This window comes from Lysobacter enzymogenes, from assembly GCF_023617245.1.
In the GTDB taxonomy this organism is placed as follows: domain Bacteria; phylum Pseudomonadota; class Gammaproteobacteria; order Xanthomonadales; family Xanthomonadaceae; genus Lysobacter; species Lysobacter yananisis.
This window is the reverse complement of sequence record NZ_CP067396.1, coordinates 2187874-2213279: the sequence shown is the minus strand read 5'-3', so window position 1 is coordinate 2213279 and position 25406 is coordinate 2187874. Positions and strand designations below refer to the sequence as shown.

General features: G+C 70.0%; 19 protein-coding genes. 8 read left to right on the top strand and 11 right to left on the bottom strand.

Annotated features, from left to right (window positions below; genetic code table 11):
- Positions 1 to 124: 124 nt before the first annotated feature.
- Entirely contained in the window at positions 125 to 1750 is a 1626-nt protein-coding gene (locus JHW41_RS09285) for a delta-60 repeat domain-containing protein (protein WP_250449710.1), read from the top strand.
- Positions 1751 to 1842: 92 nt separating this feature from the next.
- Here JHW41_RS09285 and ispH read toward each other — a convergent pair whose 3' ends face one another.
- From ispH to murJ, 5 genes are all read right to left on the bottom strand, one after another.
- A complete protein-coding gene (ispH, locus tag JHW41_RS09280) occupies positions 1843 to 2793 on the bottom strand; it encodes a 4-hydroxy-3-methylbut-2-enyl diphosphate reductase (protein WP_057948178.1) in 951 nt (316 codons plus the stop codon).
- Between the two features lie 108 nt (positions 2794 to 2901).
- Positions 2902 to 3396, bottom strand: a complete 495-nt coding sequence (lspA, locus tag JHW41_RS09275; protein ID WP_057948179.1) for a signal peptidase II — start codon at positions 3394 to 3396, stop codon at positions 2902 to 2904.
- 73 nt (positions 3397 to 3469) lie between these two features.
- The gene (gene ileS, locus JHW41_RS09270) at positions 3470 to 6328 is read right to left on the bottom strand and encodes an isoleucine--tRNA ligase (RefSeq protein ID WP_250450919.1); all 2859 of its coding nucleotides are present in this window, start codon (positions 6326 to 6328) and stop codon (positions 3470 to 3472) included.
- 137 nt (positions 6329 to 6465) lie between these two features.
- Positions 6466 to 7479, bottom strand: coding sequence for a bifunctional riboflavin kinase/FAD synthetase (locus tag JHW41_RS09265; RefSeq protein ID WP_250449709.1), 1014 nt, complete (start codon positions 7477 to 7479; stop codon positions 6466 to 6468).
- Positions 7480 to 7729: 250 nt separating this feature from the next.
- Positions 7730 to 9358 carry a murein biosynthesis integral membrane protein MurJ gene (gene murJ, locus JHW41_RS09260; protein ID WP_078998826.1) on the bottom strand — a complete coding sequence of 543 codons (1629 nt, stop codon included), beginning with the start codon at positions 9356 to 9358 and terminating at the stop codon, positions 7730 to 7732.
- Positions 9359 to 9549: 191 nt separating this feature from the next.
- Here murJ and rpsT point away from each other — a divergent pair, with 191 nt between their 5' ends.
- Complete coding sequence (gene rpsT, locus JHW41_RS09255) at positions 9550 to 9822, top strand: 30S ribosomal protein S20 (protein ID WP_057948182.1); 273 nt, start codon at positions 9550 to 9552, stop codon at positions 9820 to 9822.
- A 283-nt stretch (positions 9823 to 10105) separates the two neighbouring features.
- Here the strand turns inward: rpsT and cgtA are convergent, their stop codons facing one another.
- From cgtA to JHW41_RS09235, 4 genes are all read right to left on the bottom strand, one after another.
- On the bottom strand, positions 10106 to 11173 hold the full coding sequence (cgtA, locus tag JHW41_RS09250) for an Obg family GTPase CgtA (protein ID WP_250449708.1): 1068 nt from the start codon (positions 11171 to 11173) through the stop codon (positions 10106 to 10108).
- A 220-nt stretch (positions 11174 to 11393) separates the two neighbouring features.
- On the bottom strand, positions 11394 to 11654 hold the full coding sequence (gene rpmA, locus JHW41_RS09245; RefSeq protein WP_078998824.1) for a 50S ribosomal protein L27: 261 nt from the start codon (positions 11652 to 11654) through the stop codon (positions 11394 to 11396).
- 12 nt (positions 11655 to 11666) lie between these two features.
- Positions 11667 to 11987, bottom strand: coding sequence for a 50S ribosomal protein L21 (gene rplU / locus JHW41_RS09240; RefSeq protein ID WP_057948185.1), 321 nt, complete (start codon positions 11985 to 11987; stop codon positions 11667 to 11669).
- 528 nt (positions 11988 to 12515) lie between these two features.
- On the bottom strand, positions 12516 to 12653 hold the full coding sequence (locus JHW41_RS09235) for a hypothetical protein (protein WP_250449707.1): 138 nt from the start codon (positions 12651 to 12653) through the stop codon (positions 12516 to 12518).
- A gap of 516 nt (positions 12654 to 13169) precedes the next feature.
- Here JHW41_RS09235 and JHW41_RS09230 point away from each other — a divergent pair.
- From JHW41_RS09230 to JHW41_RS09215, 4 genes are all read left to right on the top strand, one after another.
- Entirely contained in the window at positions 13170 to 15242 is a 2073-nt protein-coding gene (locus tag JHW41_RS09230; protein ID WP_250449706.1) for a S8 family peptidase, read from the top strand.
- A gap of 481 nt (positions 15243 to 15723) precedes the next feature.
- Positions 15724 to 16668, top strand: coding sequence for an OmpA family protein (locus tag JHW41_RS09225; protein WP_250449705.1), 945 nt, complete (start codon positions 15724 to 15726; stop codon positions 16666 to 16668).
- A gap of 401 nt (positions 16669 to 17069) precedes the next feature.
- Positions 17070 to 20048 (top strand): excinuclease ABC subunit UvrA, encoded by a 2979-nt coding sequence (gene uvrA / locus JHW41_RS09220; protein WP_057948188.1) that lies wholly within the window; start codon positions 17070 to 17072, stop codon positions 20046 to 20048.
- A 350-nt stretch (positions 20049 to 20398) separates the two neighbouring features.
- On the top strand, positions 20399 to 20791 hold the full coding sequence (locus tag JHW41_RS09215) for an acyl-CoA thioesterase (RefSeq protein ID WP_241833795.1): 393 nt from the start codon (positions 20399 to 20401) through the stop codon (positions 20789 to 20791).
- 204 nt (positions 20792 to 20995) lie between these two features.
- Here JHW41_RS09215 and JHW41_RS09210 read toward each other — a convergent pair whose 3' ends face one another.
- Entirely contained in the window at positions 20996 to 21523 is a 528-nt protein-coding gene (locus tag JHW41_RS09210) for a copper chaperone PCu(A)C (RefSeq protein WP_250449704.1), read from the bottom strand.
- Positions 21524 to 21536: 13 nt separating this feature from the next.
- On the opposite strand from JHW41_RS09210, the gene JHW41_RS09205 reads away from it, so the two are divergent.
- Together JHW41_RS09205 and JHW41_RS09200 are read left to right on the top strand one after the other, a co-directional pair.
- The gene (locus JHW41_RS09205) at positions 21537 to 23153 is read left to right on the top strand and encodes a DUF4139 domain-containing protein (protein ID WP_250449703.1); all 1617 of its coding nucleotides are present in this window, start codon (positions 21537 to 21539) and stop codon (positions 23151 to 23153) included.
- On the top strand, positions 23150 to 23908 hold the full coding sequence (locus JHW41_RS09200) for an enoyl-CoA hydratase/isomerase family protein (RefSeq protein WP_078998655.1): 759 nt from the start codon (positions 23150 to 23152) through the stop codon (positions 23906 to 23908). Before JHW41_RS09205 ends, JHW41_RS09200 begins: the two co-directional genes overlap by 4 nt.
- 79 nt (positions 23909 to 23987) lie before the next feature.
- Here the strand turns inward: JHW41_RS09200 and JHW41_RS09195 are convergent, their stop codons facing one another.
- Positions 23988 to 25328, bottom strand: coding sequence for a substrate-binding domain-containing protein (locus JHW41_RS09195; RefSeq protein ID WP_250449702.1), 1341 nt, complete (start codon positions 25326 to 25328; stop codon positions 23988 to 23990).
- Positions 25329 to 25406: the final 78 nt, after the last annotated feature.

Genomic DNA, 25406 nt, shown 5'->3' with positions numbered 1-25406 from the left:
CTTGTCGAAACGGCACGACCCCGCATCCGCCCGCTCTCGAATCCTTCCCCAGCGCCCACCGTCGAAAACGCGGGCCTGCGCGCGCCGGCGCATCGCCGCGCACACCGCATCCAAGGACGTCCACATGCCCCGACCCTCCCCTCCGCGCCGCGCCCGCGCTGGCTTGTGCCTCGCGGCTTCGCTGCTCGCCGCCGCCCTCGCCCTTCCGTTCGCCGCAACCGCCGCCACGCCGGCCGACGGCAGCGCCGACCGCAGCTTCGGCCGCGACGGCATCGCGCAGCCGCAGTTCCCGATCTACGACGACGCGCTCGCCTCCATCGCCGTACAAGGCGACGGCGGCGTGCTCGCGCTGAGCGCCGACTACACCGTGCCCAACGACTGGGGCACGCTGCGCTGCCGCCTGCTGCGCCTGGACCGCGACGGCCGCGTCGATCCGCGCTTCGGCGACGGCGGCCAGGTGGCGATCGTGCAGGCCACGCGCTTCGGCAATTCCAGTTGCGCGCAACTGCTGCTGCAACCCGACGGCAAGATCGTGGTCGTCGGCTCGCTCGACGCCGACCTGATGCTGCTGCGCTTCAACGCCGACGGCAGCGCCGACACCGGCTTCGGCGACGGCGGCAAGAGCGTCGTCGATACGTTCTACATCATCAGTCCGTACGCGGCGGCGTTGCAGGCCGACGGCAAGATCGTGGTCGCCGGCGAAGGCTTCGACGACTCGGCCAAGCGCTCGGTGGCGCTGGCCGTGCGCGTCGGCGCCGACGGCCGCGCCGACGCCGGCTTCGGCCGCGACGGCCTGAGCATCACCGATCTGCCTGAGCTGCGCTTCGGCGTTTACGCCGGCCATCTCGCGCTGCAGCCCGACGGACGCATCCTCATGGCCGGCGGCGCATCGCCGCTCGGCCTGCTGTTGCTGCGGCTGCGGCCCGACGGCAGCCCCGATCCCGAGTTCGGCCAGCGCGGCCGGGTGATCGCGCACATCGACGGCATGTACGACGACACCGCCGGCCTGTTGCTGCTCAACGACGGCAGCCTGCTCAGCAGCCACTTCGTCCGGCCGACCGGTCCCGGCGCGCCGACCCGCGGCGCGGTGCTGCGCTGGCGCGCGGACGGCAGCCGCGACCCGGGGTTCCGCTCGCCCGACCTGCTCGTCGGCGGCGAGCTGATCGCCCAGGCCGACGGCCGCATCCTGGCGGCGGCCAATCGCGGCGACATCAAGCCGCACGGGCTGATCCAGCGCTTCGCCCTGGACGGAACCGTCGATGCGTCGTTCGTCCCGCAACTGCCGGACGTGGGCGACGACGACGCCTACCTGGGCCCGATCGCGTTCGCCGACGACGGGCGCATCGTGATCGCCGCCCGCTACGACCGCAGCCGCCGCTATGCCGTCGCCCGGCTGCACAACGCCACCTACTGCCTCGCCGATCCGGCCGATCCCGGCCGCTTCCTCGGCTTCAGCCCGAGCGGCTGGTTCTCCACCGCCGACAGCGGCCTCGGCGGCAGCGGCGCCGGGCTGATCGCGCGCGGGCGCGTGCGCACCGCGCACCTGCCCGGCCAGCCGCTGGCCTACGCGCTCAGCGCCGGCGGACCGGCGCCGGCGGCGTACCGGGTGGACGCGTTCGCGGTCGCCGACGGCGCACACGGCTTCGGTTTCGCCAACATCGCGCTGCGCCGGGCGGCGACGCCGGGCCGCTACGCGCTGGTGGACGCACGCGCCAACGACTCGGCCTGCCGGCCGCGATCGGGGCGCTGAGCGGCCGGCGCGAGCGCGCGTAGCGACGGACAAAAAAAACCGGCCCGTCGGGGCCGGTTTTTTCGACGCGCGACGACGGCGCTCGGCCGGCGTCAGCTGACCAGCTGCAGCCGCAGTTCCTTCGGCAGCGCGAACACCATGCTCTCCTGCTCGCCGTCGAGTTCGGTCACGTGCTGGGCGCCGAGTTCGCTCAGTCGGTCGATCACCCCGCGCACCAGCACTTCCGGCGCCGAGGCGCCGGCGGTGATGCCGATGCGGCTGCGGCCCTCGACCCAGCGCGGATCGATCTCGTCCGCGCCGTCGATCAGGTAGGAGGTCACGCCCTCGCGCTCGGCCAGCTCGCGCAGGCGGTTGGAGTTGGAGCTGTTCGGCGAACCGACCACCAGCACCAGGTCGCAGCGCGCGGCCAGTTCGCGCACCGAATCCTGGCGGTTCTGGGTGGCGTAGCAGATGTCGTCGTTCTTCGGGCCCTGGATCGCCGGGTACTTGGCGCGCAGGGCCTCGATCACGCTGCGGGTGTCGTCGACCGACAGCGTGGTCTGAGTGGTGTAGGCCAGGTTGTCGGGCTGGTCGACCTGCATCGCGGCGACGTCGTCGGCGTCCTCGACCAGGTAGATGCGGCCGGAACCGGCCTCGCGCTTCCACTGCCCCATCGTGCCCTCGACCTCGGGATGGCCTTCGTGGCCGATCAGCACCACGTCGCGCCCGGCGCGGCAGTGGCGCGAGACTTCCAGGTGCACCTTGGTCACCAGCGGACAGGTCGCGTCGAACACCTTGAGCCCGCGCCGCTCGGCTTCCGCGCGCACCGCCTTGGACACGCCGTGGGCGCTGAAGATCACGGTGGCGCCGTCGGGCACTTCGTCGAGCTCCTCGACGAACACCGCGCCGCGGTGCTTGAGGTCGTCGACGACGAAACGGTTGTGCACGACTTCGTGGCGCACGTAGATCGGCGCGCCTAGGGTCTCGATCGCGCGCTTGACGATCTCGATGGCGCGGTCGACGCCGGCGCAGAAGCCGCGGGGATTGGCTAGCAGGACGTCCATGGGGGGATTGTACTCCGGTCCCGGGGGGCTGGCAGCGGAGGAGAAGTGAGCCTGGAGGAGCGAGGAGTGAGCGAAAGCCGCTCTTGCCCGCTTCTCACTCCTCTCCGCTCACTCCTGCTTTTCCTTGCTGAACAGCCCGAACGCCGCGATCCCGATCGCGCCGCCGACGATGGCGGCGTCGGCGATGTTGAACGAGGGCCAGTAGAAGCTGCGCCAGTACCACTGGATGAAGTCGACCACGTGGCCGTGCATGAGCCGGTCGATGACGTTGCCGATCGCCCCGCCGATCACCAGCGCGTACGGCAGCGCGGTCTTCCAGTCGCCGCGCGGGGTGCGCGCCAGCCAGCGCGCCAGCAGGCCGCTGATGCCGACCGCCAGGGCCAGGAAGAAGTACTTCTGCCAGCCGCCGGCATCGCTGAGGAAGCTGAAGGCCGCGCCGGTGTTGTAGCTGCGGTACCAGTTCCAGAACCCTTCGATCACCACCACCGGGGTGTACTCGGGCAGCGCGCTCAGCACCCAGTTCTTGCTCCACTGGTCGAGCGCGATCACCACGATCGAGACGATCAGCCAGGGCAACGCGTTCTTTGCGGGGGTGCTTGTCATTGTTCGGAATCGGGCCATGGGGAGTGGAGAATCGCAAGCCGGCGCGCGCATCGCTACGCGCGCCGCCAGCGCGTCAGAACCAGCGGCGCTCTTCGCCCGGGCCTTCGACGTTGCTCACGCAGCGTCCGCACAGCTCGGGATGCGCGGGGTCGGAACCGACATCGGCGCGGTAGTGCCAGCAGCGCACGCACTTGCTCTTGCCGGTCTTGGCCGCGAGCACGGCGATGTCCTTGATGCCGTCGTCGGCCACCACTTCGACGTCGCCGCTGATGAACAGGAAACGCAGTTCGTCGGCCAGCGGCGCCAGCCAGTTCTGGTCGGCCACGCCGCAGCGCAGCGAGATCTCCGCTTCCAGCGCCGCGCCGATCTCGCCGGCCGCGCGCATCGGTTCCAGCGCGCGGGTCACGCTCTCGCGCAGTTCCAGCAGGCGCTTGAAGTCCTCGTCCGACAGCGCCGCGTCGGCCGGCAACGGCGCCAGGCCGTCGTACCAGGTCGCGAACAGCACGTTGTCTTCGCGCGCGCCGTGGTCGGTGTTGGCCGGCAGGTATCGCCACATTTCGTCGGCGGTGAACGCCAGCACCGGCGCGATCCAGCGCACGAACGCTTCGGCGATGCGGTACATCGCGCTCTGCGCCGAACGGCGGCCGCGCGAATCCTCGCGCATGGTGTAGAGCCGGTCCTTGGTCACGTCCAGGTACAGCGAGCCCAGGTCGACGCTGCAGAAGTTCGACAGCAGCTGCACGATCTCGGCGAAGTCGTAACGCTCGTAGGCCGAGGCGATGCGCTCCTGCACTTCGCTGGCGCGATGCACGATCCAGCGGTCGAGCGCGACCATGTCCTCGAGCGCGACCAGATCGCGCGCCGGGTCGAAGCCGCTGAGGTTGCCGAGCAGGAAACGCGCGGTGTTGCGGATGCGGCGGTAGACGTCGGCGTTCTGCTTGAGGATCTTGTCCGACACCGACATCTCGGCGCTGAAGTCGGTCGAGGCGACCCACAGGCGCAGCACGTCGGCGCCCATCGCGTCGATGACCTTCTGCGGCACCACCACGTTGCCGAGCGACTTGGACTGCTTCTTGCCCTGCTCGTCGACCGTGAAGCCGTGGGTCAGCACCTGCCGGTACGGCGCCGCGCCGTCCATCGCCACGCCGGTCAGCAGCGCGCTGTGGAACCAGCCGCGGTGCTGGTCGGAGCCTTCCAGGTACAGGTCGGCCGGCTTGCGCAGGCCGTCCTGCGGCCGCTGCGCGAGCACGCATTCGTGGCTGGCGCCGGAGTCGAACCAGACGTCGAGGATGTCGGTGACCTTCTCGTAGTCGCCCGCCTCGTCGCCCAGCAGCTGCTCGGCGGTCATCGCGTACCACGCGTCCACGCCTTCGCGTTCCACCGCGTCGGCGACCTGGCGCATGATCTCGACCGTGCGCGGATGCGGCTGGCCGCTCTCGCGGTTGAAGAACAGCGCGATCGGCACGCCCCAGTAGCGCTGGCGCGAGATGGTCCAGTCCGGACGGCTCTCGATCATGTTGTAGATGCGCGACTCGCCCCAGCCCGGGATCCAGGTCACGCCCGGGATCGCGGCCAGCGCGTCGCGGCGCAGCCCGGCCTTCTCCATCGACAGGAACCACTGCGGGGTGGCGCGGAACACCACCGGCGTCTTGTGCCGCCAGCAGTGCGGATAGCTGTGCTTGATCCGGCCCTGCGCCAGCAGCGCGCCGTTCTCGCGCAGGATCTGCAGCAGCAGTTCGTCGCTCTTGAAGATGTGCTTGCCGGCGAGGACGTGCTCGCCCGCGGCCGGCGTCGACGGCAGGTACAGGCCGCGGCCGTCGACCGGATTGATCTGCCCGGCGCTGTAGCGCTCGATCAGGCCGTACTTGAGCGAGACCGCGTAGTCCTCCTGGCCGTGGCCGGGCGCGGTGTGGACCGCGCCGGTACCGGCGTCGGTGGTCACGTGCTCGCCCAGCAGCACCGGGATTTCGCGCTCGGCATAGAACGGATGGCGCAGGCGCAGGCCCTCGAAGGCCTCGCCCGGGTGCGCCGACCAGTCGCGGGTTTCGACGCTGTGGCCCTGCTTGAGCGCGTCCGCACGGGTGATCGCGGCCAGCACCGCGCCGACCAGTTCGCTGGCGATCAGCAGGTATTCCGGACGCGCGCCCGGCTCCTTGAACAAGGCCTCCTCGCCCGGCTCGACCCGCACCAGCGAGTATTCGACGCTCGGGCCCATCGACACCGCCAGGCTCGCCGGCAGCGTCCACGGCGTGGTCGTCCAGATCGGCACCGACAGCGGGCTGCCGTCGTCCTCGATCCCGAACACGTCGAACACGCGCTTGCGGTCGAGCACCGGGTAGCGGACGTAGATCTGGGTCGATTCCTTGTCGTGGTACTCGATCTCCGCCTCGGCCAGGGCCGAGCCGCAGTCGAAGCACCAGTGCACCGGCTTGGAGCCGCGCACCAGGTGGCCGCGTTCGACGATCTTGGCCAGCGACCGCATGATGTCCGCCTCGTAGCGGAAATCCATGGTCAGGTAGGGATTCTCCCAGTCGCCGATCACGCCCAGGCGCTTGAAGTCGCGGCGCTGCAGCTCGACCTGGGTGGCGGCGTACTCGCGGCACTTGGCGCGGAACTGGGCCGCGTCGAGCTTCTCGCCGACCTTGCCCCAGGTCTTCTCGACCTTGGTCTCGATCGGCAGGCCGTGGCAATCCCAGCCCGGCACATAGGGCGCATCGAAGCCGGCCAGCAGCCGCGACTTCACCACGATGTCCTTGAGCACCTTGTTGAGCGCATGGCCGATGTGGATCTCGCCGTTGGCGTACGGCGGGCCGTCGTGGAGCACGAAGCTGCGCTCGCGGTCCTTCACCTTCTCGCGAATTCGCTGATACAGGCCTTCGCTTTCCCAGCGCGCCAGGGTCTCCGGCTCGCGCTTGGGCAGGTCGCCGCGCATCGGGAATTCGGTCGCCGGCAGCAGCAAGGTGGCCTTGTACGGGTTGCCGGCGGCGGGTTGGCTCGGATCGTTGGTCACAGCGGGTCTCGGACGGGTCTTCGGCGGATTGGGTCGCGCTGAGGGTTCGCGCTAGAGGGTCAGGCGGTCGTTTCGGCCGCGTCGGCGCCGGACGCGCGCAGCGGGTCCGGCGGCAAGGCGGGATGCAACTGGCGGCGCTGCGCGTCCAGCGCCAGCGACTGGCGCGCTTGCGCGGCATCGCGGTGCATCTGCTGCGTCAGCGTGGCCAGGTCGGGGAACTTGAGTTCGGCGCGCAGGTGGGCGACGAATTCGACCTCGATCCTGCGACCGTACAGGTCGCCGTCGAAATCGAACAGATGCGCTTCCAGCAGCGGCTCCACCCCGGCCACGGTCGGGCGCGTGCCCAGGCTCGACACCGACGGCCACGGCCGCTCGCCGATGCCGTGCACCCAGGTCGCGTAGATGCCCGACAACGCCGGGGTCTTGCCGCCGAAACGCAGGTTGGCGGTGGGAAAGCCGAGGGTGCGGCCGAGCTGGCGGCCGCGTACCACGTGGCCGCCGATCGCGTAAGGCCGGCCGAGCAGGCGCGCGGCGGCGGCGAAATCGCCGGCCAGCAGGATCTCGCGGATGCGGGTGCTGGACACGCGCTCGCCGTCCAGGTGCACCGGCTCGATCTCGTGCGCGCCGAAGCCGGCCGCCTCGCCCATGCGCCGCAGCAGCGCGATGTCGCCGCCGCGGGCCTTGCCGAAACGGAACTGCGGGCCGACCCAGACCTCGCGCGCGGCCAGTTGTTCGACCAGCACGCGCTGGACGAATTCCTCGCCGCTCCAGCGGCTCAGCTCGCCGTTGAAGCGCAGCAGGCCGACCTGATCGGCGTCCAGCGCCAGCAGGCCCTCGGCCTTGGCCCGCGGCAGCAACAGCCGCGGCGGCGGCGCGGCCGGGGCGAAGAACTCGCGCGGCAGCGGCTCGAAGCTCAGCGCCACCGCCGGCACGCCCAGGGCGCGCGCGCGCGCCACCGTGTGGCGCACCAGCGCGCGATGGCCCAGGTGCAGGCCATCGAAGGCGCCGATGCAGACCACACTGCCGTGCGGGCATCGCGTCCCGCGGTCGACGTCTCGAAACAGCCTGCTCATTCGGATTCTGGCGTGGACGAACCCGGATCGCCCGGGATACGGCTTGAAGGATGAATAGAGAAGTATAGCCGGCGGCCGCCGCTCTCAATGGCACCCGGCGCCGCGGTTGGCGTGGCAGGGCCTTCAGGCCCGATGCCTTTGGTTCAGATCGCCGGGGCCGATGCCTCGCGCTCAAGCCACGGCGATCGGGCACGAGAGCATCGGGCCTGAAGGCCCTCCCACAACAGCCCGAAGGCCATCGGCCGAAGCCTCAATGCCCGCGCAGATCCCGCGGCCGGATGCCCTGCAGCCACAGCAGCGCGCCATACGCCGCGCCGCCCGCGCCGACCACCACCGCCAGCTTCCACGCCCGCTCCCACCACGGCCAGCCGGTCCAGCCCGGCCACAGCCACAGCAGGAACAGCACCACGGCGCTCAGGCCGACGCTGGCCACGCCGATCTGGCGCAGGAACCGGCCCCAACCCGGCTGGCGCCGGTACACCCGCGCCCGGCGCAGGTACCAGGCCAGCTGCAGCGCATTGGTCCAGCCGGCGATGGCGATCGCCAGGGCCAGGCAGGCGTGCGCGCCGGGCACCTCGCCCAGCGCCTGGGTCAGGCTCGCCCCGCGCGCCAGCGCGGCGCGGCCGGCGTCGCTGAAGTACACCGCCGCCAGCAGCAGGCCGACCGTCGACAGCAGGTTCACCGCCACCGACACCACCGCCGATTTGACTGGAGTCTTGGTGTCCTGGCGCGAATAGAACGCCGGCGCCAGCACCTTCACCAGCAAGAACGCCGGCACCGCGGTCGACTGCGCCATCAGGCTCAACTGGATCATGCGGGTGTCCTGCGGGGTCAGCCGGCCGTACTGGAACAGCGCCGCGATCAGCGCCTCGGCGCACAGCACCAGGCCCAGGCAGGCCGGCACGCCGATCAGCAGGCACAGGCGGAATCCCCAATCCAGCGCCTTGGAATAGCCCTCGCTGTCGGTCGCCGCATGGCGCTTGGACAGGTGCGGCAGGATCACCGTGCCGATGGCGACGCCGAACATGCCCAGCGGAAACTCGAGCAGGCGGTCGGTGAGATATAGCCAGCTCACACTGCCGACGATCAGGAACGAGGCCAGCGCGGTGTTCAGCAGCAGGTTGAGCTGGGCCACCGACGAGCCGAACAGGGTCGGCACCATCAGCTTGAGGATCTTGCGCACGCCCGAGTGCTTCCAGCCCCAGCGCGGCCGCGGCAGCAACCCCAGCTTGGCCAGCGCCGGCAGCTGGAACACCAACTGCAGCACACCGGCGAAGAACACGCCCCAGGCCAGCGCCAGCACCGGCTCGGCGCCGAACGGCCGCATCAGCGGCGCGGCCGCGGCGGCCGCGGCGATCATCGAAATGTTCAGCAGCACCGGCGACAGCGCCGGCACGGCGAACTTCTCGTAGCTGTTGAGCACCCCGCCGACCAGCGAGGCCAGCGAGATGAACAACGCGTACGGGAAGGTGATCTGCAGCATCTGGGTCGCCAGCCGGTACTGCTCGCTGCCCGGGGCGAAGCCCGGCGCGAACACGCCCATGACCCAGGGCGCGGCCAGCACCACCACCGCGGTCAGCACCACCAGCGCCGCCGTCAGGGTGCCGGTGACCCGGTCGATCAGTTCCTTGACCGCGGCGTGGTCGTGCTGTTCCTTGTACTCGGCCAGCACCGGCACGAAGGCCATCGAGAACGAACCCTCGGCCGAGAGCCGGCGCATGAAGTTCGGAATCCTGAACGCGACGAAGAACGCGTCCATGGCCGGGCTGGCGCCGAACTGCCAGGCGTAGACTTGGTCGCGGATGAGACCGGTGATGCGCGAGATGAAGGTCATCGCGCTGAACACCACCGAGGAACGCAGCAGGCCGCCCTTGCTCATGCCCGCCCTCCCCGGCTCTGCGCCGCCCGGCCTTGTCCGGATCCGGGCGGGTTGACGCAAGCCCCTGAATCGCCCATACTTTTGGGTCTGATTTTCCGCGACTGCGCAAGACCCGGTTCCGACCGTCGTCCGGCGTCTTGTCTCTCGTCTAGTTTCATCAACGTTTTCAACCTAATTTTCAGGAATTCACCGTGGCAAACATCAAGTCCGCCAAGAAGCGCGCCAAGCAGACTGTCGTGCGCAACGCCCGCAACGCCAGCCAGCGTTCGATGCTGCGTACCGCCGTCAAGAAGGTGCTCAAGGCCCTCGGCGAGAACGACGCCGCCGGTGCCAAGTCCGCGTTCGACGTCGCCCAGCCGATCCTCGACCGTTTCAGCGCCCGTGGCCTGATCCACAAGAACAAGGCCGCCCGCCACAAGAGCCGCCTGTCGGCGCGCATCAAGGCGCTCGCGACCGCCGCTTGATCCGCCGCCCGCCCGGGCTGCGACCAACACAAACCCGGCCTCGGCCGGGTTTTTGTTTGCCTGGCGCTTTTCGCCGTCCCGGCGCTGCGCAGGGACGCACTGCCCGGCCGCGCGCGGGCGCGGCGAGGCCAGGACGAGAGGACGCAACGCGGACATGCCGCGCATCTTCGGCGCGGCGGGTGAAGCGGGATTGAAGTCGGCCGCGCCGCTCGCGCGCACGGCCGGGCCGCGGCGCCAACTGCGCCGCGACGGGTTCACGTTTTGAGGATGCCGAGCCCGAGGCTCAGGGCGCATGGCCGCCGGCGGCGCTGGCGGCCTCCAGCGCGTCCTCGCGCTGGCGGTCGAAGAACGCCATCACGTCGCGCATGATCGGCGCGGTGCCTTCGCGCCCGATCGCCGAGACCACGTACCAGCGGTCGGCCCAGCCCAGCTCGGCCAGCGTCGCGCGCACGATCCCGTCGCGCTCCTCGTCCAGCAGCAGGTCGGACTTGTTGAACACCAGCCAGCGCGGCTTGTCGAGCAATTCGGGATCGTGCTTGCGCAGCTCGTTCTCGATCGCGCGCACCTGCTCGGCCGGGCTCAGGCCTTCTACCCCGCCCTCCATCGGCGCGATGTCCACCAGGTGCAGCAGCAGGCGGGTGCGCTGCAGATGGCGCAGGAACTGCGCGCCCAGGCCGGCGCCGTCGGCCGCGCCTTCGATCAGGCCCGGGATGTCGGCGATGACGAAGCTGCGGTGCGCCTCGACGCTGACCACGCCGAGGTTGGGATACAGCGTGGTGAACGGATAGTCCGCGACCTTCGGCGTCGCCGCCGAGACCGCGCGGATCAGCGTGCTCTTGCCGGCGTTGGGGAAGCCCAGCAGGCCGACGTCGGCCAGCAGCTTCAACTCCATCTTGAGCATGCGCTCCTCGCCCGGCAGGCCCGGCAGCGCCTTGCGCGGCGTGCGGTTGATCGAGCTCTTGAAATGCATGTTGCCCAGCCCGCCCTTGCCGCCGCGCGCGACCAGCAGGCGGTCGCCGTGGGCGGTCAGGTCGCCGATGACCTCGTCGGTCTCGACATTGGTCACCACCGTACCGACCGGCACGACGATGATCAGGTCTTCGCCGCCCTTGCCGTACATCTGCCGGCCCATGCCGTTCTCGCCGCGCTTGGCGCGGAACTGCTTCTGGTGGCGGAAATCGACCAGGGTATTGAGGTTTTCGTCGGCCAGCAGGTACACGCTGCCGCCGTCGCCGCCGTCGCCGCCGTCCGGCCCGCCGAGCGGGATGAACTTCTCGCGACGGAAGCCGACGCAGCCGTTGCCGCCGTTGCCGGCGATGACCTGGATTTCAGCTTCGTCTACGAGTTTCATCGGGGCCGGGAATAGAGAATGGAGTTGGAAAATCGTCGATGCGTCACGCGCGAGTCTAACGCCGCGCGGCGCCGATGCATGTCCGTCGGGGCGGAAGGCGAACCATCGGGACGGAGGGAGAAACGCCGCGGCGACTCCCGATGCCCGAGGCTCCGGGCGTCGAGCCCCAAACGAAAAACCCCGCCGAAGCGGGGCTCCTCGCGGCAACGTCGCGGCGCGATTACTCGGCGACGACGACGCTGACGGTGCGGCGGCTCTTCGGGCCCTTGGTCGAGAACTCGACCTTGCCGTCGACCAGCGCGAACAGGGTGTGGTCGCGGCCGAGGCCGACGTTGGCGCCCGGGTGGAACTGGGTGCCGCGCTGACGCACGATGATGTTGCCGGCCTCGATGGCCTGGCCGCCATAGATCTTCACGCCCAGGTACTTCGGGTTGGAGTCGCGGCCGTTGCGGGTGGAACCTACGCCCTTTTTGTGTGCCATGGCTGCTGCTCCTTACTTGTTGTCGCCACCGGCGATGCCGGTGATCTGGATTTCGGTGTAGTGCTGACGGTGGCCCATCTGCTTGCGATGGTGCTTGCGGCGGCGGAACTTGACGATGCGCACCTTGTCGGCGCGGCCGTGGCCGACGACCGTGGCGGTGACGCTGGCGCCCTTGAGCGCGTCGCCGATCTTGATGCCTTCGCCGTCGCCCAGCATCAGCACGGTGTCGAACTTGATTTCGCTGCCGGCTTCGACGTCCAGCAGCTCGACGCGGAGCGTCTCGCCTTGCATCACGCGGTATTGCTTACCGCCGGTGACCAGAACTGCGTACATGACCAGATTCCTCTGTAGTTATTTTGGTCCTGCGCCGCCCAGGGATGGACGGACAGAAGCGGAATTCTAGGCGCTTCAGCGAGTTACGGCAACTGTGAGGGTCCGGCTGACTCGGCCCGGGCCGGCCGCCCCAATCACATCCATTTAAAATCAATAGCTTAGATAATTTCGATCGGGATCGGCCGCCGCCTCGCTAAGAACAGGGCATCCGCAGCGGCGCCTGAATGCGACGCAGCGGCCGTCCCGGCCCCACGGGCGCCGAATCCGGCCGCGCCCCGGGCTCTCGCCCCGGCCTACGCGAGCCGGCCAGACCCGGGCCACCCGGCACCTCGAAACGTGACCGTATCGAACCGCAGTACCCCCTTGCCTTCGCGTCTTTGGCCGATGCGCCAAAGCCGATTCGGCAGCGGAAACAAAATTCGCGCGCGCACCTCCATCGCGGTCGCACGCAGTCGCATGCGCGGACAAGAAGCGTGCAAGCGCTCAAGAAAATGCACCGCCGCACATCAGAAAGCGCATCGACGAAGTTCACAGTTCCGGAAGAAATTTTTTCGCGCAAAAAATCCACGCGCGCAACACCGTCGACACGTCCACGCGCGAAAACGCCTGCAAATCCAGGCCCGTACGAATAGCGCCGAAATCGCGGCAAAAAAACTCACTGCGCATGGATGTGCGCTCAGTCGCATTCATCCGCCGTACACCGCTTCGATGACACTTGCATGCCACCGTCGCGCTCAATTAGCTTCGGACGCAAGCGACTTGCAGGGGGTCGCGCGACATGGAACGGCACCGTCCTTGCGCAGCGCGTGCGACGCACGCGCGCCAGCATGGTGCAGTCGCGTCATCGGGGACTTCCTGCATGGGCTTGCAGTCGTCTGTTCGCTGTCCCGCCAAAGTAACGGCACGTACATCGGCAATCCGCGCGGCGGTCCGTCGCCGCGCACCCGCACGCACGCATTCGCGCTGTCCACGCCGCCCGCGGCGCATGGAGACGCGCCGCTGCGCGCGCCGCACACCGCAGCACGCCGGCCCCGCGCCGCGCGCGCTCGCCCAGCAAGTCCCGCGACGGCGCCCGGCACGGCGCCTGCGCGGACCAAGGCCCGACGCTCGACAGGGGATGCGAAGGGGATCATGCGCAACGAAGGATCAAGGAAGTTTGTCATGACTCGCAAAGCACGTTCGATGAAATGGACCGCTCTGGCGCTGGCGACTGCCGTGGTGATCGCGCCGGTCGCCTATTCCGGCGGCAAATTGCAGGCCGTCAACAAGGTGCCCAACGCCAAGGCCGCCGCCTCGCAGAAGGCGACCAAGCTGGCGCAGGCCAAGCAGACGCCGGAGACCACCTCCAGCCGCTTCATCATCACCCGCGCGCAGGGCGCCGCCGCCAAGGTGAGCGCGGCCGCGATGAACCAGCAGTACGCCAAGGCCGCCAGCAAGCTCGGCCTCGGCATCAAGCCGCTGCGCACGCTGGCGACCGGCTCGCAGCTGATCAAGACCGACACCCCGCTCGACGCCGCCGCCGAGAAAGAGCTGGCGATCGAGCTGATGAAGAACGACTCGAGCATCATCGAAGTCACCCGCGACAAGCGCGTGCATTCGTTCATGGTGCCCAACGATCCGGGCTACGCCCAGCAGTGGCACTACAAGAACGGCCCGGGCGGCCTCAACCTCGAGCCGGCCTGGGACATCGCCACCGGCAGCGGCATCGTGGTCGCGGTGCTCGACACCGGCATCACCCCGCATGGCGATCTCAACGCCAACATCATCCCGGGCTACGACTTCATCGAAGATCCGGAAGTCAGCGTCGACGGCGACGGCCGCGACGCCGACCCGAACGATCCGGGCGACTGGCACGACGGCGAGTGCAACATCTTCGGCATCCCCGAGGACAGCAGCTGGCACGGCACCCACGTGGCCGGCACCATCGCCGCGGCGACCAACAACGGCACCGGCGTGGCCGGCGTCGCCCACGGCGCCAAGGTCCAGCCGGTGCGCGTGCTGGGCAAGTGCGGCGGCTACACCTCCGACGTCATCGACGCGGTGACTTGGGCCTCGGGCGGCACCGTCGCCGGCGTGCCCGCCAACGCCACTCCGGCCGAAGTCATCAACCTCAGCCTCGGCGGTTCCGGCGCGTGCTCGGCGGCCGAGCAGACCGCGTTCGACGCCGCGCGCGCGCGCGGCACCACCGTGGTCATCGCCTCGGGCAACGCCGGCAGCGACGTGTCCGGCTACTCGCCGGCGAACTGCGACGGCGTGATCGCGGTGTCGGCGGTGGGCCCGACCGGCGCGCTGGCCGACTACTCCAACTTCGGCAACAAGATCGACGTCGCCGCGCCCGGCGGCTCGGGCGTGGTGCCGGCGGCCGACAACATCCTGTCGACCCTGAACCTGGGCCTGCAGGGACAGGAAGGCGAAGGCTATGCGTGGATGGCCGGCACCTCGATGGCCTCGCCGCACGTGGCCGGCGTGGTCGCGCTGATGCAGTCGGCGGCGTCCACGCCGAAGACCCCGGCCGAGGTCGAGAAGATCCTGGTCAACACCGCCCACGTCGGCGGCCAGCCGGGCGGCTGCAGCTGGAGCAACTGGTGCGGCTCGGGCATCGTCGACGCGCGTCTCGCCGTCGCCGTGGCCAAGGGCACCGAGCCGCTGCCGCCGGATCCGCAGGCGCCGGAACCGGAGCCGGCGACCGAGCTGGAGAACGGCATCACCGTGACCAACATCGAGGTCGACGCCAACGGCATCCTGCGCTACCAGCTGCTGGTCCCGAACGGCGCCTCGAACCTGCTGTTCGCCATGTACGGCGGCACCGGCGACTCGGACATCTACGTCAAGTACGGCGCCGAGCCGAGCAGCACGTCCTACGACTGCCGCCCGTTCACCTCGTCCAACAACGAGACCTGCTTCTTCCCGACCCCGAAGGGCGGCGTGTGGTACGTCCAGATCAAGGGCTATCGCGCCTCCAGCGGCATCTCGCTGTACCCGAGCTTCGTCGACGCGAACTATCCGCGCCGCCTCGACGCCAAGGCCAGCGCGCTGCCGAACCACCGCACCTCGGTCAACCTGTCGTGGGAGAAGGGCAAGAAGAACATCGACATCTGGCGCAACGGCGCGATCCTCAAGACCGTCCGCAACACCGGCGCCAATACCGATACCTTCCGCATCATCGGCAGCGGCACCATGAGCTACAAGGTGTGCAACAACGGTACGCAGGAATGCGACGATCCGGTCGAGATCACCTACAACTCGAGCCGCTGATCGCCGCGCTGCGGCACAGGCACTAAGCGAAGGGCCCGGCGCGCCGGGCCCTTCGTGTTTGCGCCGCTCCCAGCCCGTCGTTCCCGCGAACGCGGGAATCCAGGGCGTTTCGAGCGAGAACGCCGCAGGTTCGTGCGACGACCGCGCGGGCGGATTTGCGACATCGTCGCGATGAAGCCCTGGACTCCCGCGTTCGCGGGAATGACGACGTGGCGAGCGGCGCCGCGCCGCACGTATCGCGATCGGTGCCGCACGATCGATGCCGCACAATCGGTGCAGCACGATCGGCGCACTTCGATCAGCGCCGCGCGATCGCGACCATCGCGGGAACTTGCGCGCCGCGACGGACTCCGTTAACTCGTAGCCGCCAGCCCGTAGCCACCGCGACGCATCGCCATCGAAGCCTCGCGGCACGCGATCCCCCACGCATCGAACCGCACGCGCCACCCCGTTCCTCGCAGCCCCTTCCAGCGGAGACTCCATGCGCACTGCCCGTTCCAACGACCGTCCCGATTCCCGCGCCGGCCGCGCCGACATCGTCGCCGGCGGCGCTTCCCGCAGCGGCGCGCTCGCCGCCGCCGCGTTGCTGGCCGTCCTCGCCGGCCTCAGCGCCTGCAACCGCAACGCGCCCGCCACCGACGCCCCGCCCGTCGCCGATGCGGCCGCGCCGGCCGCCGCCGCGCCGGTCGCGCCGGTCGAGGCCAAGCTCGGCCTGGCCAACAACAACGGCGCGATCCGCTACGACGGCCGGGTCGACAGCGAAGCCACCCGCAAGGCGCTCGCCATCGCCCTCGCCCAGGCGTACTCGGGCCAGATCGCCGGCGACCTAGAGGTCGGCAAGGCGGTCAAGCCGGCGCCGTGGCAGGACAAGCTGCCGCAGTTCGTCGCCGCGCTGACCATGTCCGGGGTCGCGGTGACCTTCGAAGGCGACAGCATCGAGCTCAGCGGCCAGGCCAGCGACGCCGACCGCGCGCTGCTGCTGGAGAAGGCCAAGACCCTGTTCCCGGGATTCCGCTACGGCGGTCTGTTCGAGGGCGTCGGCGGAGAAGCCGCGTCCAGCGACGCGGCGGCGCAGGCGCTGGCGGCCCTGGTGCCGGGCAAGTCCGGCGCCGGCGAGATCGCGCAGGCGCTGAACAAGATCGAGGTGCGCTTCGAGGAAGGCGGCGCGCGCATCGCGCCGGCCAGCCTGGACATCCTCAGCCGCGCGGCCAAGGCGCTCGCGGCCGGGCCGAAGGACGCGCGCTACGAGATCGTCGGCCCCGGCGGCGGCGCCGGCCAGCCCGCCGACAACGAGATCCTCTCGCGCCAGCGCGCCGAGGCGGTCAAGGTCCAGCTGATCGTCGCCGGCGCCAACCCCGGCGCGCTCGACACCCGCGGCGAACCGGGCACGGCGGCGACGCCGCTGAAGTTCAATCCGGTCAAGTAGCGCCCTGAATCGAACGCGCCTGCGGCCGCCATGGACGGCCGCGGCCGCTCGAAACTGAACGATTACAACAAGTGCGGCCAAGGCCGCCTTCCTGTGGGAGCGCCTTCAGGCCCGATGCTTTCGTCTCAGGTCGCGGCGATCTGAGACGAAAGCATCGAGCCTGAAGCCCCTCCCACAGCCTTATGCGCCGCGCATTTGCGCGTCGCCCGCGCCACCGTCGCGAAGCCGGCCGCTCGCCCGGCCCGACCCGCGACCCAAGCCCCACGGGCCTGCGACGGCATCGCCCGCGCGCCTCGCCGCCGCTTCCGTTGCGCGGATTTGCCCCCATCTCCCCCACTCGATACGCTCCCCTGTTCGCCGTCGCCTTCCGCGCCGGCGACCCTCCCCCTTGCAGGCACCCGATGGCGCTGGACTACATCCGCATCCGCGGCGCGCGGACGCACAACCTCAAGAACATCGATCTCGATCTGCCGCGCGACAAGCTGATCGTGATCACCGGACTGTCCGGTTCGGGCAAGTCCTCGCTGGCCTTCGACACCATCTACGCCGAAGGCCAGCGCCGCTACGTCGAATCGCTGTCGGCCTACGCCCGGCAGTTCCTGTCGGTGATGGAAAAGCCCGATGTCGACCACATCGAAGGCCTGTCGCCGGCGATTTCGATCGAGCAGAAATCCACCTCGCACAACCCGCGTTCGACCGTCGGCACGATCACCGAGGTCTACGACTACCTGCGCCTGCTGTACGCGCGCGTCGGCAGTCCGCGCTGCCCGGACCACCACTATCCGCTGGAAGCGCAGACCGTCAGCCAGATGGTCGACCAGGCGATCGCGCTCGATCCGGAACAACGCTACATGCTGCTGGCGCCGGTCATCCGCGAGCGCAAGGGCGAGCACGCCCAGGTGTTCGAACAACTGCGCGCGCAGGGCTTCGTGCGCGTGCGCGTGGACGGCGCGCTGTACGAGATCGACGCGGTGCCGCCGCTGGCGCTGCGGGTCAAGCACACCATCGAGGCGGTGGTCGACCGCTTCCGCCCGCGCGAAGACATCAAGCAGCGCCTGGCCGAATCCTTCGAGACCGCGCTCAAGCTCGGCGACGGCATGGCCCAGGTGATGTCGCTGGACAAGGACGACGCCGAGCCGCTGCTGTTCTCGTCCAAGTACAGCTGCCCGGTCTGCGACTACTCGCTGCCGGAACTGGAGCCGCGGCTGTTCTCGTTCAACTCGCCGGTCGGCGCCTGCCCGACCTGCGACGGCCTCGGCGTGGCCGAGTTCTTCGATCCCGCGCGCGTGGTCGTGCATCCCGAACTCTCGCTCGCCGCCGGCGCGGTGCGCGGCTGGGACCGCCGCAACGCCTATTACTTCCAGCTGATCCAGTCGCTGGCCAAGCACTACAAGTTCAGCGTCGACACGCCGTGGCAATCGCTCAGCGCCGCGCAGCAGAAAGCGGTGCTGTACGGCAGCGGCGACGAGCTGATCAGCTTCAACTACATCACCGAGAACGGCGGCCGCAGCCAGCGCAAGCACCGTTTCGAAGGCATCGTGCCGAACCTGGAGCGGCGCTACCGCGAGACCGAATCGGCCGCGGTGCGCGAGGAGCTGGCCAAGTTCATCAGCCAGCGTCCCTGCCCCGACTGCGGCGGCGCGCGCCTCAACCGCGCCGCGCGCAACGTGTTCGTGGCCGAGCGTCCGCTGCCGGAACTGGTGGTGCTGCCGGTCGACGATGCGCTGGAGTTCTTCAAGACCCTGCAGTTGCCGGGCTGGCGCGGCGAGATCGCGGTCAAGATCGTCAAGGAGATCGTCGACCGCCTGCGCTTCCTGGTCGACGTCGGCCTGGATTACCTCACGCTCGAGCGCAAGGCCGACTCGCTGTCCGGCGGCGAGGCCCAGCGCATCCGCCTGGCCAGCCAGATCGGCGCCGGCCTGGTCGGCGTGATGTACGTGCTCGACGAGCCGTCGATCGGCCTGCACCAGCGCGACAACGAACGCCTGCTCGGCACCCTGACCCGGCTGCGCGACCTCGGCAACACCGTGATCGTGGTCGAGCACGACGAGGACGCGATCCGCCTGGCCGACCACGTCGTCGACATCGGTCCCGGCGCCGGCGTGCACGGCGGCGAGGTGATCGCCCAAGGCACCCTGCAGGACCTGCTCAAGGCGCCGCGTTCGCTGACCGGCCAATACCTCAGCGGCAAGCGCAAGATCGACATCCCGAAGAACCGGCACAAGCCCAATCCGAAGGCGACGATGCACCTGCGCGGCGCCACCGGCAACAACCTCAAGGACGTCGACCTGTCGATTCCGGCGGGCCTGCTGACCTGCATCACCGGCGTGTCGGGCTCGGGCAAGTCCACCCTGATCAACGACACGCTCTACGTCATCGCCGCCAACGAACTCAACGGCGCGGCGCAGACCCCGGCGCCGCACAGGTCGGTGGAGAACATCGAGCTGTTCGACAAGGTCGTCGACATCGACCAGTCGCCGATCGGCCGCACCCCGCGTTCGAACCCGGCCACGTACACAGGCCTGTTCACCCCGCTGCGCGAGCTGTTCGCCCAGGTGCCGGAAGCGCGCGCGCGCGGCTACTCGCCGGGCCGTTTCAGCTTCAACGTGCGTGGCGGCCGCTGCGAGGCCTGCCAGGGCGACGGCCTGATCAAGGTCGAGATGCACTTCCTGCCGGACGTGTACGTGCCCTGCGACGTCTGCCACGGCAAGCGCTACAACCGCGAGACGCTGGAGGTCCTGTACAAGGGCTACAACATCAACGACGTGCTGGAGATGACGGTCGAGGCCGCGCTGGCGCTGTTCGAGGCCGTGCCGACCATCGCCCGCAAGCTCGAGACGCTGATGGACGTGGGCCTGAGCTACATCAAGCTGGGCCAGAGCGCGACCACGCTGTCCGGCGGCGAGGCGCAGCGGGTCAAGCTGTCCAAGGAACTCTCGCGCCGCGACACCGGCCGCACCCTGTACATCCTCGACGAGCCCACCACCGGCCTGCACTTCCACGACATCGAGCACCTGCTCGCGGTGCTGCACCGCCTGCGCGACGACGGCAACACCGTGGTCGTGATCGAGCACAACCTCGACGTCATCAAGACCGCCGACTGGGTCGTCGACCTGGGGCCGGAAGGCGGCCATCGCGGCGGCAGCATCCTCGCCACCGGCACGCCCGAACACATCGCCTCGCTGGCGCATTCCTACACCGGCCGCTTCCTCGCGCCGCTGCTGGGCATGCCGGTGCCGGGCGAACCGGGATCGGGCAAGGCCGGCGGCGACAAGAAGCCGGCCAAGGCCGCCAAGGCCATGGCCAAGACCGCGAACAAGACCACCCCATCCAAGACCGACGCGCCGCCCGCGCGCGCCAAGAAGAAATCCGCCGCATGAGCGACAGCAACAACGAAGCCGCACCCAAGGCCAAGACGGCCAAGCACCCGAGCAAGCAGACGCCCAAGCAGGCGGCCACGCCCGCTGCCGGGCAAACGGCCAAGCAGGCCGGCAAGAAGACGGCGCCGCGCAAGCGTGCGCCGCGCAAGCGCAACAGCGAGACCGCCGCGCCCGCGGCGGCGGTCGAGAGCGTCCCCGCTGCGGCGCCGCAAGCCGATGCGGGCATCGTCGCCGCTGCGGCGCCCGCCGCCGAGCCGCGTCCGGCCCGCGTCCAGCTCGAACCCGCCGCGCAGCCGCAAGCCGCGCCCCCGGCGCAACTGGTCGAATCCTTCGCCGTCGCGCCGGCCGCGTTGATCCGGGTGCCGCTGTCGGTGCGCTGGCGCGACCTGGACGCGTTCAACCACGTCAACAACTCCAAGTTCCTCAGCTACCTCGAGGAAGCGCGCCTGCGCTGGATGGTGACCCTGCCCGGCCACGGCATGGACGAGCACGTCGCGCCGGTGGTCGCAGCCGCGCACCTGAACTACCGCCGGCCGATCGAATGGCCGAACGAGATCGACATCGAACTGTTCGTCGAGCGCCTCGGCAACACCAGCCTCAGCGTCGGCCACCGCATCGTCGGCGCCAACGACCCCAGCGCGCTGTACTGCGACGGCAACGTGGTGCTGGTGTGGATCCATCGCGAGACCGGCCAGCCCGCGGCGCTGCCGGAGCCGGTGCGCGCGGCCTGCGCGCCGCGCTGAGCGGCGCCGGAAAATAAAGTCGGAAGGCCTTCAGGCCTGATGTTTTTGCTTGAGTGCTAGGGCCTTCAGGCCCGATGCTTTTGCTTGAGTGGGAGGGCCTTCAGGCCCGATGCTTTTCGCTCGGATCGCCGCGATCTGAAACAACAGCATCGGGCCTGAAGGCCCTCCCACAACAGCATCCGCGGCCCGATTGCGGGCCCGCGCTCAAGGCGCGGCCTTGCGCACCTCGAACTCGCCCAGCAGCGAGCCGCCGCCCTTCAATTCGAACTCGATCGCCACCCGGCTGCCTTCCTTGAGCGGCGCATGCGGCTGCATCAGCATCAGATGCATGCCGCCGGGCTTGAGCACCGCCGCGCCGTCGGGCGCGATCCGCAGTTCCGGCAGCGCGCGCATCTTGCTGACGCCGTCGACGATGCGGGTCTCGTGCAGCGACACGTCGGCGAAGGCCGCGCTCTTGGCGCCGACGATGGTCACCGGTGCCGCGCAGCGGTTCTCGATCCGGCCGAAGCCGGCCATCATCGGCATCTGCATCGGCGGCAGCCGCACCCAGCCTTCGCGCACCTGCGCCGCGCACGCCTTCGCGGCGGCCGCGGGCGCCGGCGATTTCGCCGCCGCGCCGTTCATCGAAGCGGCCAACAACGCCGCCAGCGCCAACCCCGTTCGGATGCGAGATACGTTCATCGGCCTATGATAACCGTCGGCCGACGATCGGCCGAACAGGTAGGGAACCATCAAGGAGTCGACGATGAACCAACCGTTGCGTCCCCGTCTCTCGCCGCCCGCGCTCTCGCCGCCCGCGCTCGCTGCGCCCGCGTTCGGCGCGCTCGCCGCGGGACTGCTGGCCGCCTGCGGCGGCGCCCCTTCCGGCGACCGTCCCGCCGCCCCGGCCGACCGCAGCGCCGAGGCCAAGCCGGCCAAGTCCGAAGCCGCGCGCGAAGGCGCGCTGCGCCTGACCGTCTACAGCGGCGACTACGAGGCCCTGGCCGGCGTCCGCGCCGCCAGCGCCGGCATGCCCGGCTACGCCCTGGTCGAACGGCCGCTGCGCGAATCGCTCAAGCGCGGCGCCAACGCGCTGGAAGAATCGCCGCTGCCGCCGTCGATGGACGTGGAGGCCGCGACCCTGGTACCGCGCACGCCCGGCGTCGGCGTGATCGCGCAGCGCTACATCGCCGCGGTGTCGGGCGCGCAGAACGTCATGAGCGGCGCGATCGGGCGCAAGGTCGCGGTCGAGCACACCTCCGGCGGCGCCAAGCAGACCGACAGCGGCGTGCTGCTCGCCACCGGCGACGGCCTGACCCTCGCCCTCGACGACGGCCGGGTCAAGGTGATCCGCAACTACGACAGCTTCAGCCTGATCGACAACGAAGGCGCGCTGCCGCGCCGCTCCTCGCTGCGGTGGACGGTCGAGGCGGCCCAGGCCGGCGACGCCGATTTCGTGCTGAGCTATCCGATGGGCGGCCTGGCCTGGCGCGCCGAATACCAGGCCACGCTGGCGCCGGGCGCGGGCTGCACGCTCGCGCTCGACGGCGCGGCGCTGGTCGCCAACCGCTCCGGCCGCGGCTTCGACCGCGCGCGGCTGAGCCTGGTCGCAGGCGAGCCCAACCGCCAGCGCGGGGTGCAATTGGAAACCATTCAAGTCACCGGCGCGCGCATGGCCTACGCCGACGCCGCGGCCCCCGCGCCGGCGCCGCCGATGCCGGTCGAACGCGCCGCCGGCGAATACCACGCCTACGACCTGCCGCAACCGGTCGACCTGCGCAACGGCGGCACCGAGCGCATCGCCCTGTTCCCGCGCAACGGCGCGGTCAAGTGCGAACGCATCTACGCGCTCGACGCCGCCGGCGTCGGCTGGGAACCGCCGACGCCGCTGCTGGACCGCAACTACTCCGGCCAGACCGGCGACCTGCCGGTGCTGAGCAAGGTCGAGTTCGTCAACGACAAGCCCGCCGGCCTCGGCCTGCCGCTGCCGGCCGGGCGCGTGCGCGCGTTCGACGGCGACGATTTCCTCGGCGAATCGCGCCTGGAGCACACGCCGGCCGGCGCCGAGATCAAGCTCGAGCTGGGCAAGGTCTTCGACCTCAGCGCCAAGCGCGAGGCCACCGCGTTCCAGCTCGACCGTACCGGACGCACGATGACCGAATCGTTCGCGATCGAGATCAAGAACGCCAAGAAGACGCCGGCCACGGTCCGCGTCACCGAACCCTTGCCGCGCTGGAGCGATTGGGAGATCGTGTCGTCCAGCCTGCCGGCGAAGAAGAAGGACGCGCACCGCGCGCAATTCGAAGTGGCCGTGCCGGCGCAGGGCGACACCAAGCTGACCTACACCGTGCGCTACCGCTGGCCCCAGGACGTCAAACCATGAATTGCGTAGAAACCCAGACCCACGGCGACATCGTCGAAATCAAGCTGGCGCGCGCGCCGGTCAACGCGCTCAATCCGGCGCTGTGCAACGCCGCGCGCGAAGCCGTCGAGCACGCCATCGGCCACGGCGCCCAGGGCATCGTGCTCAGCGGCGGGCCGAAGGTGTTCTCCGCCGGGCTGGACGTGCCCTACCTGCTCTCGCTCGGCGACCAGCGCGATCACCTGCTGCTGGCCTGGCAGTCGTTCTTTGGCCTGGCGCGCACCCTGGCCTCGGCCCAGGTGCCGGTGGTCGCGGCGATCGCCGGCCACGCCCCGGCCGGCGGCTGCGTGCTGACGCTGTGCTGCGATTACCGGGTGATGGCGGCGGGCGCTTACCGCATCGGCCTCAACGAGACCCAGGTCGGCCTGGTCGCGCCGGAAGGCATCCAGCGGCTGATGCGGCGCGTGGTCGGCACCTATCGCGCCGAACGCCTGCTGGTGGCCGGAGCGATGGTCGACGCCGAGACCGCACTGCGCATCGGCCTGGTCGATGAGCTGGTCGAGATCGAGCAGGTCGCCGCGCACGCGCGCGAGTGGCTGCAACAGCTGCTGAGCCTGCCGCGCAGCGCGATGCTGCAGACCCGCGCGCTGGCCCGCGCCGACCTGATCGAGGCGCTGCGGCCGGAGCATATCGAGCTCGACCGCTTCGTCGACTCCTGGTATTCGCCGGACACCCAGGCCGCGTTGCAGGCGTTGGTGGCGAAGCTGGGCAAGTGACGCAGGAGCGAGCGTGGAGGAGTAAGGAGCGAGCCAAAGCTTTCGCTCACTCCTCACTCCTCCACGCTCGCTCCTCGCTTCAAAGCAACCACACCTCGACCCGCTCGTTGCGATAGCGCGCCAGCGGATCGCGCGGTCCCGCCACCGCCAGCGCCGTGCCCATGCCGCGCGCCACCTGTACCTTGATTCCGCGCGAGACGAGCTCCTGCGCGACCAGATCGGCGCGGTCGTTGCTCATCATCATCGACGCCATCGGCGAGCCGGCGCTGGCGTCGGCGAAGCCGACCACCAGCACGCTGCGGCCGCGGTTCGGCGGCAGGCGCATGAAGCTGCGCAGGCGGTCCAGGTCGCGCACCGCGCGGCTGTCGTAGACGCTGGCCGCGACCGCGGCCTCGCCGGAGCCGGCGAAGTTGAAGCGCAGGCTCAGCGGCAGGCGCACCGCGCGTTCGACCATCTGCCGGTATTCCAGCGGCCCCAGCGTCAGCGCGCGCGCGCGGCCCGGCACCAGGGTCACCGCGACGTGGCCGGCCCGGGCGACCGCGCGCTGGCCGCCGCGGCCCATCGCATACAAGGCGAAGCTGCGGCTCAGCGCACCCATCATCTGGCCGCCGTAGAGGTACAGCCGGCGGCTGAGCGGATAGTCCTCGCTGAGCACGTCGGTGCGGGTCGGCGCGATCGCGCGGCCGCCGTCGGACACCGCCACCGGCCGCGCGCCCTGGCCGTAGCTCTCGCCGATCGGAACCAGCCCGACCGCGAACGGATCGGCGGCGACCGCCGCGATCAGCGCGCGCGCGTCGGAGTGCATCTGCGCCTCGCCGAACGCGGCGCCGCGCATGACCTTGTCGTTCATCAGGTCGCGCACCGCGCCGGCGTTCGCGTCCAGATGCAGATGCACTTCGCCGGCGGCGGCGCCGAGTTCGCGCCAGTCGCGCGAGCGGCCGGAGAACAGCGCGCGCAGTTGCTCCAGGTCCAGCCGCGCGATCGGATTGGCGCGGTTCACCACCACCGCCACGCCGTCGAGCGCGACCACGAACTCCTGATCCTGCGACGCCAGGTCGCCGAGCTGCCAACCGGCGTCGATCTCGGCCGCGTTCGGCCGCCGCGCCATCATCGCGATCTGCGCGCGGCCTTCGACCAGGTCGGCGAAGCCGAGCGCCGAATCGCTGGCGGCGATCTCCACCACCAGCGGCTGGCCGTCGCGCGTGGCGTGGATCTCGGTCAGCGCCGCGCGCGGCTTGCGCACCTGGATGTCGCGATAGCCGATATCGCGCAACCAAGCCTGCGCCACCGTCGGCACCAGCGCATGCGCGAGCGTGTTGGAACCGCTGATGCGCACCCGTTCGGCCTCCTGCGCGGGCGCGGCCGCGGCGAACAGCAGGACGAACCAGAACAACAGCGACGAAACCGCGGCACGCACCATGGCGCGCTCCCCCTGAAGAGCGAATTGCGCGCAAGGATGGGAACGGGATGTGACGCAGCGATTACGCGATGCGCGTCA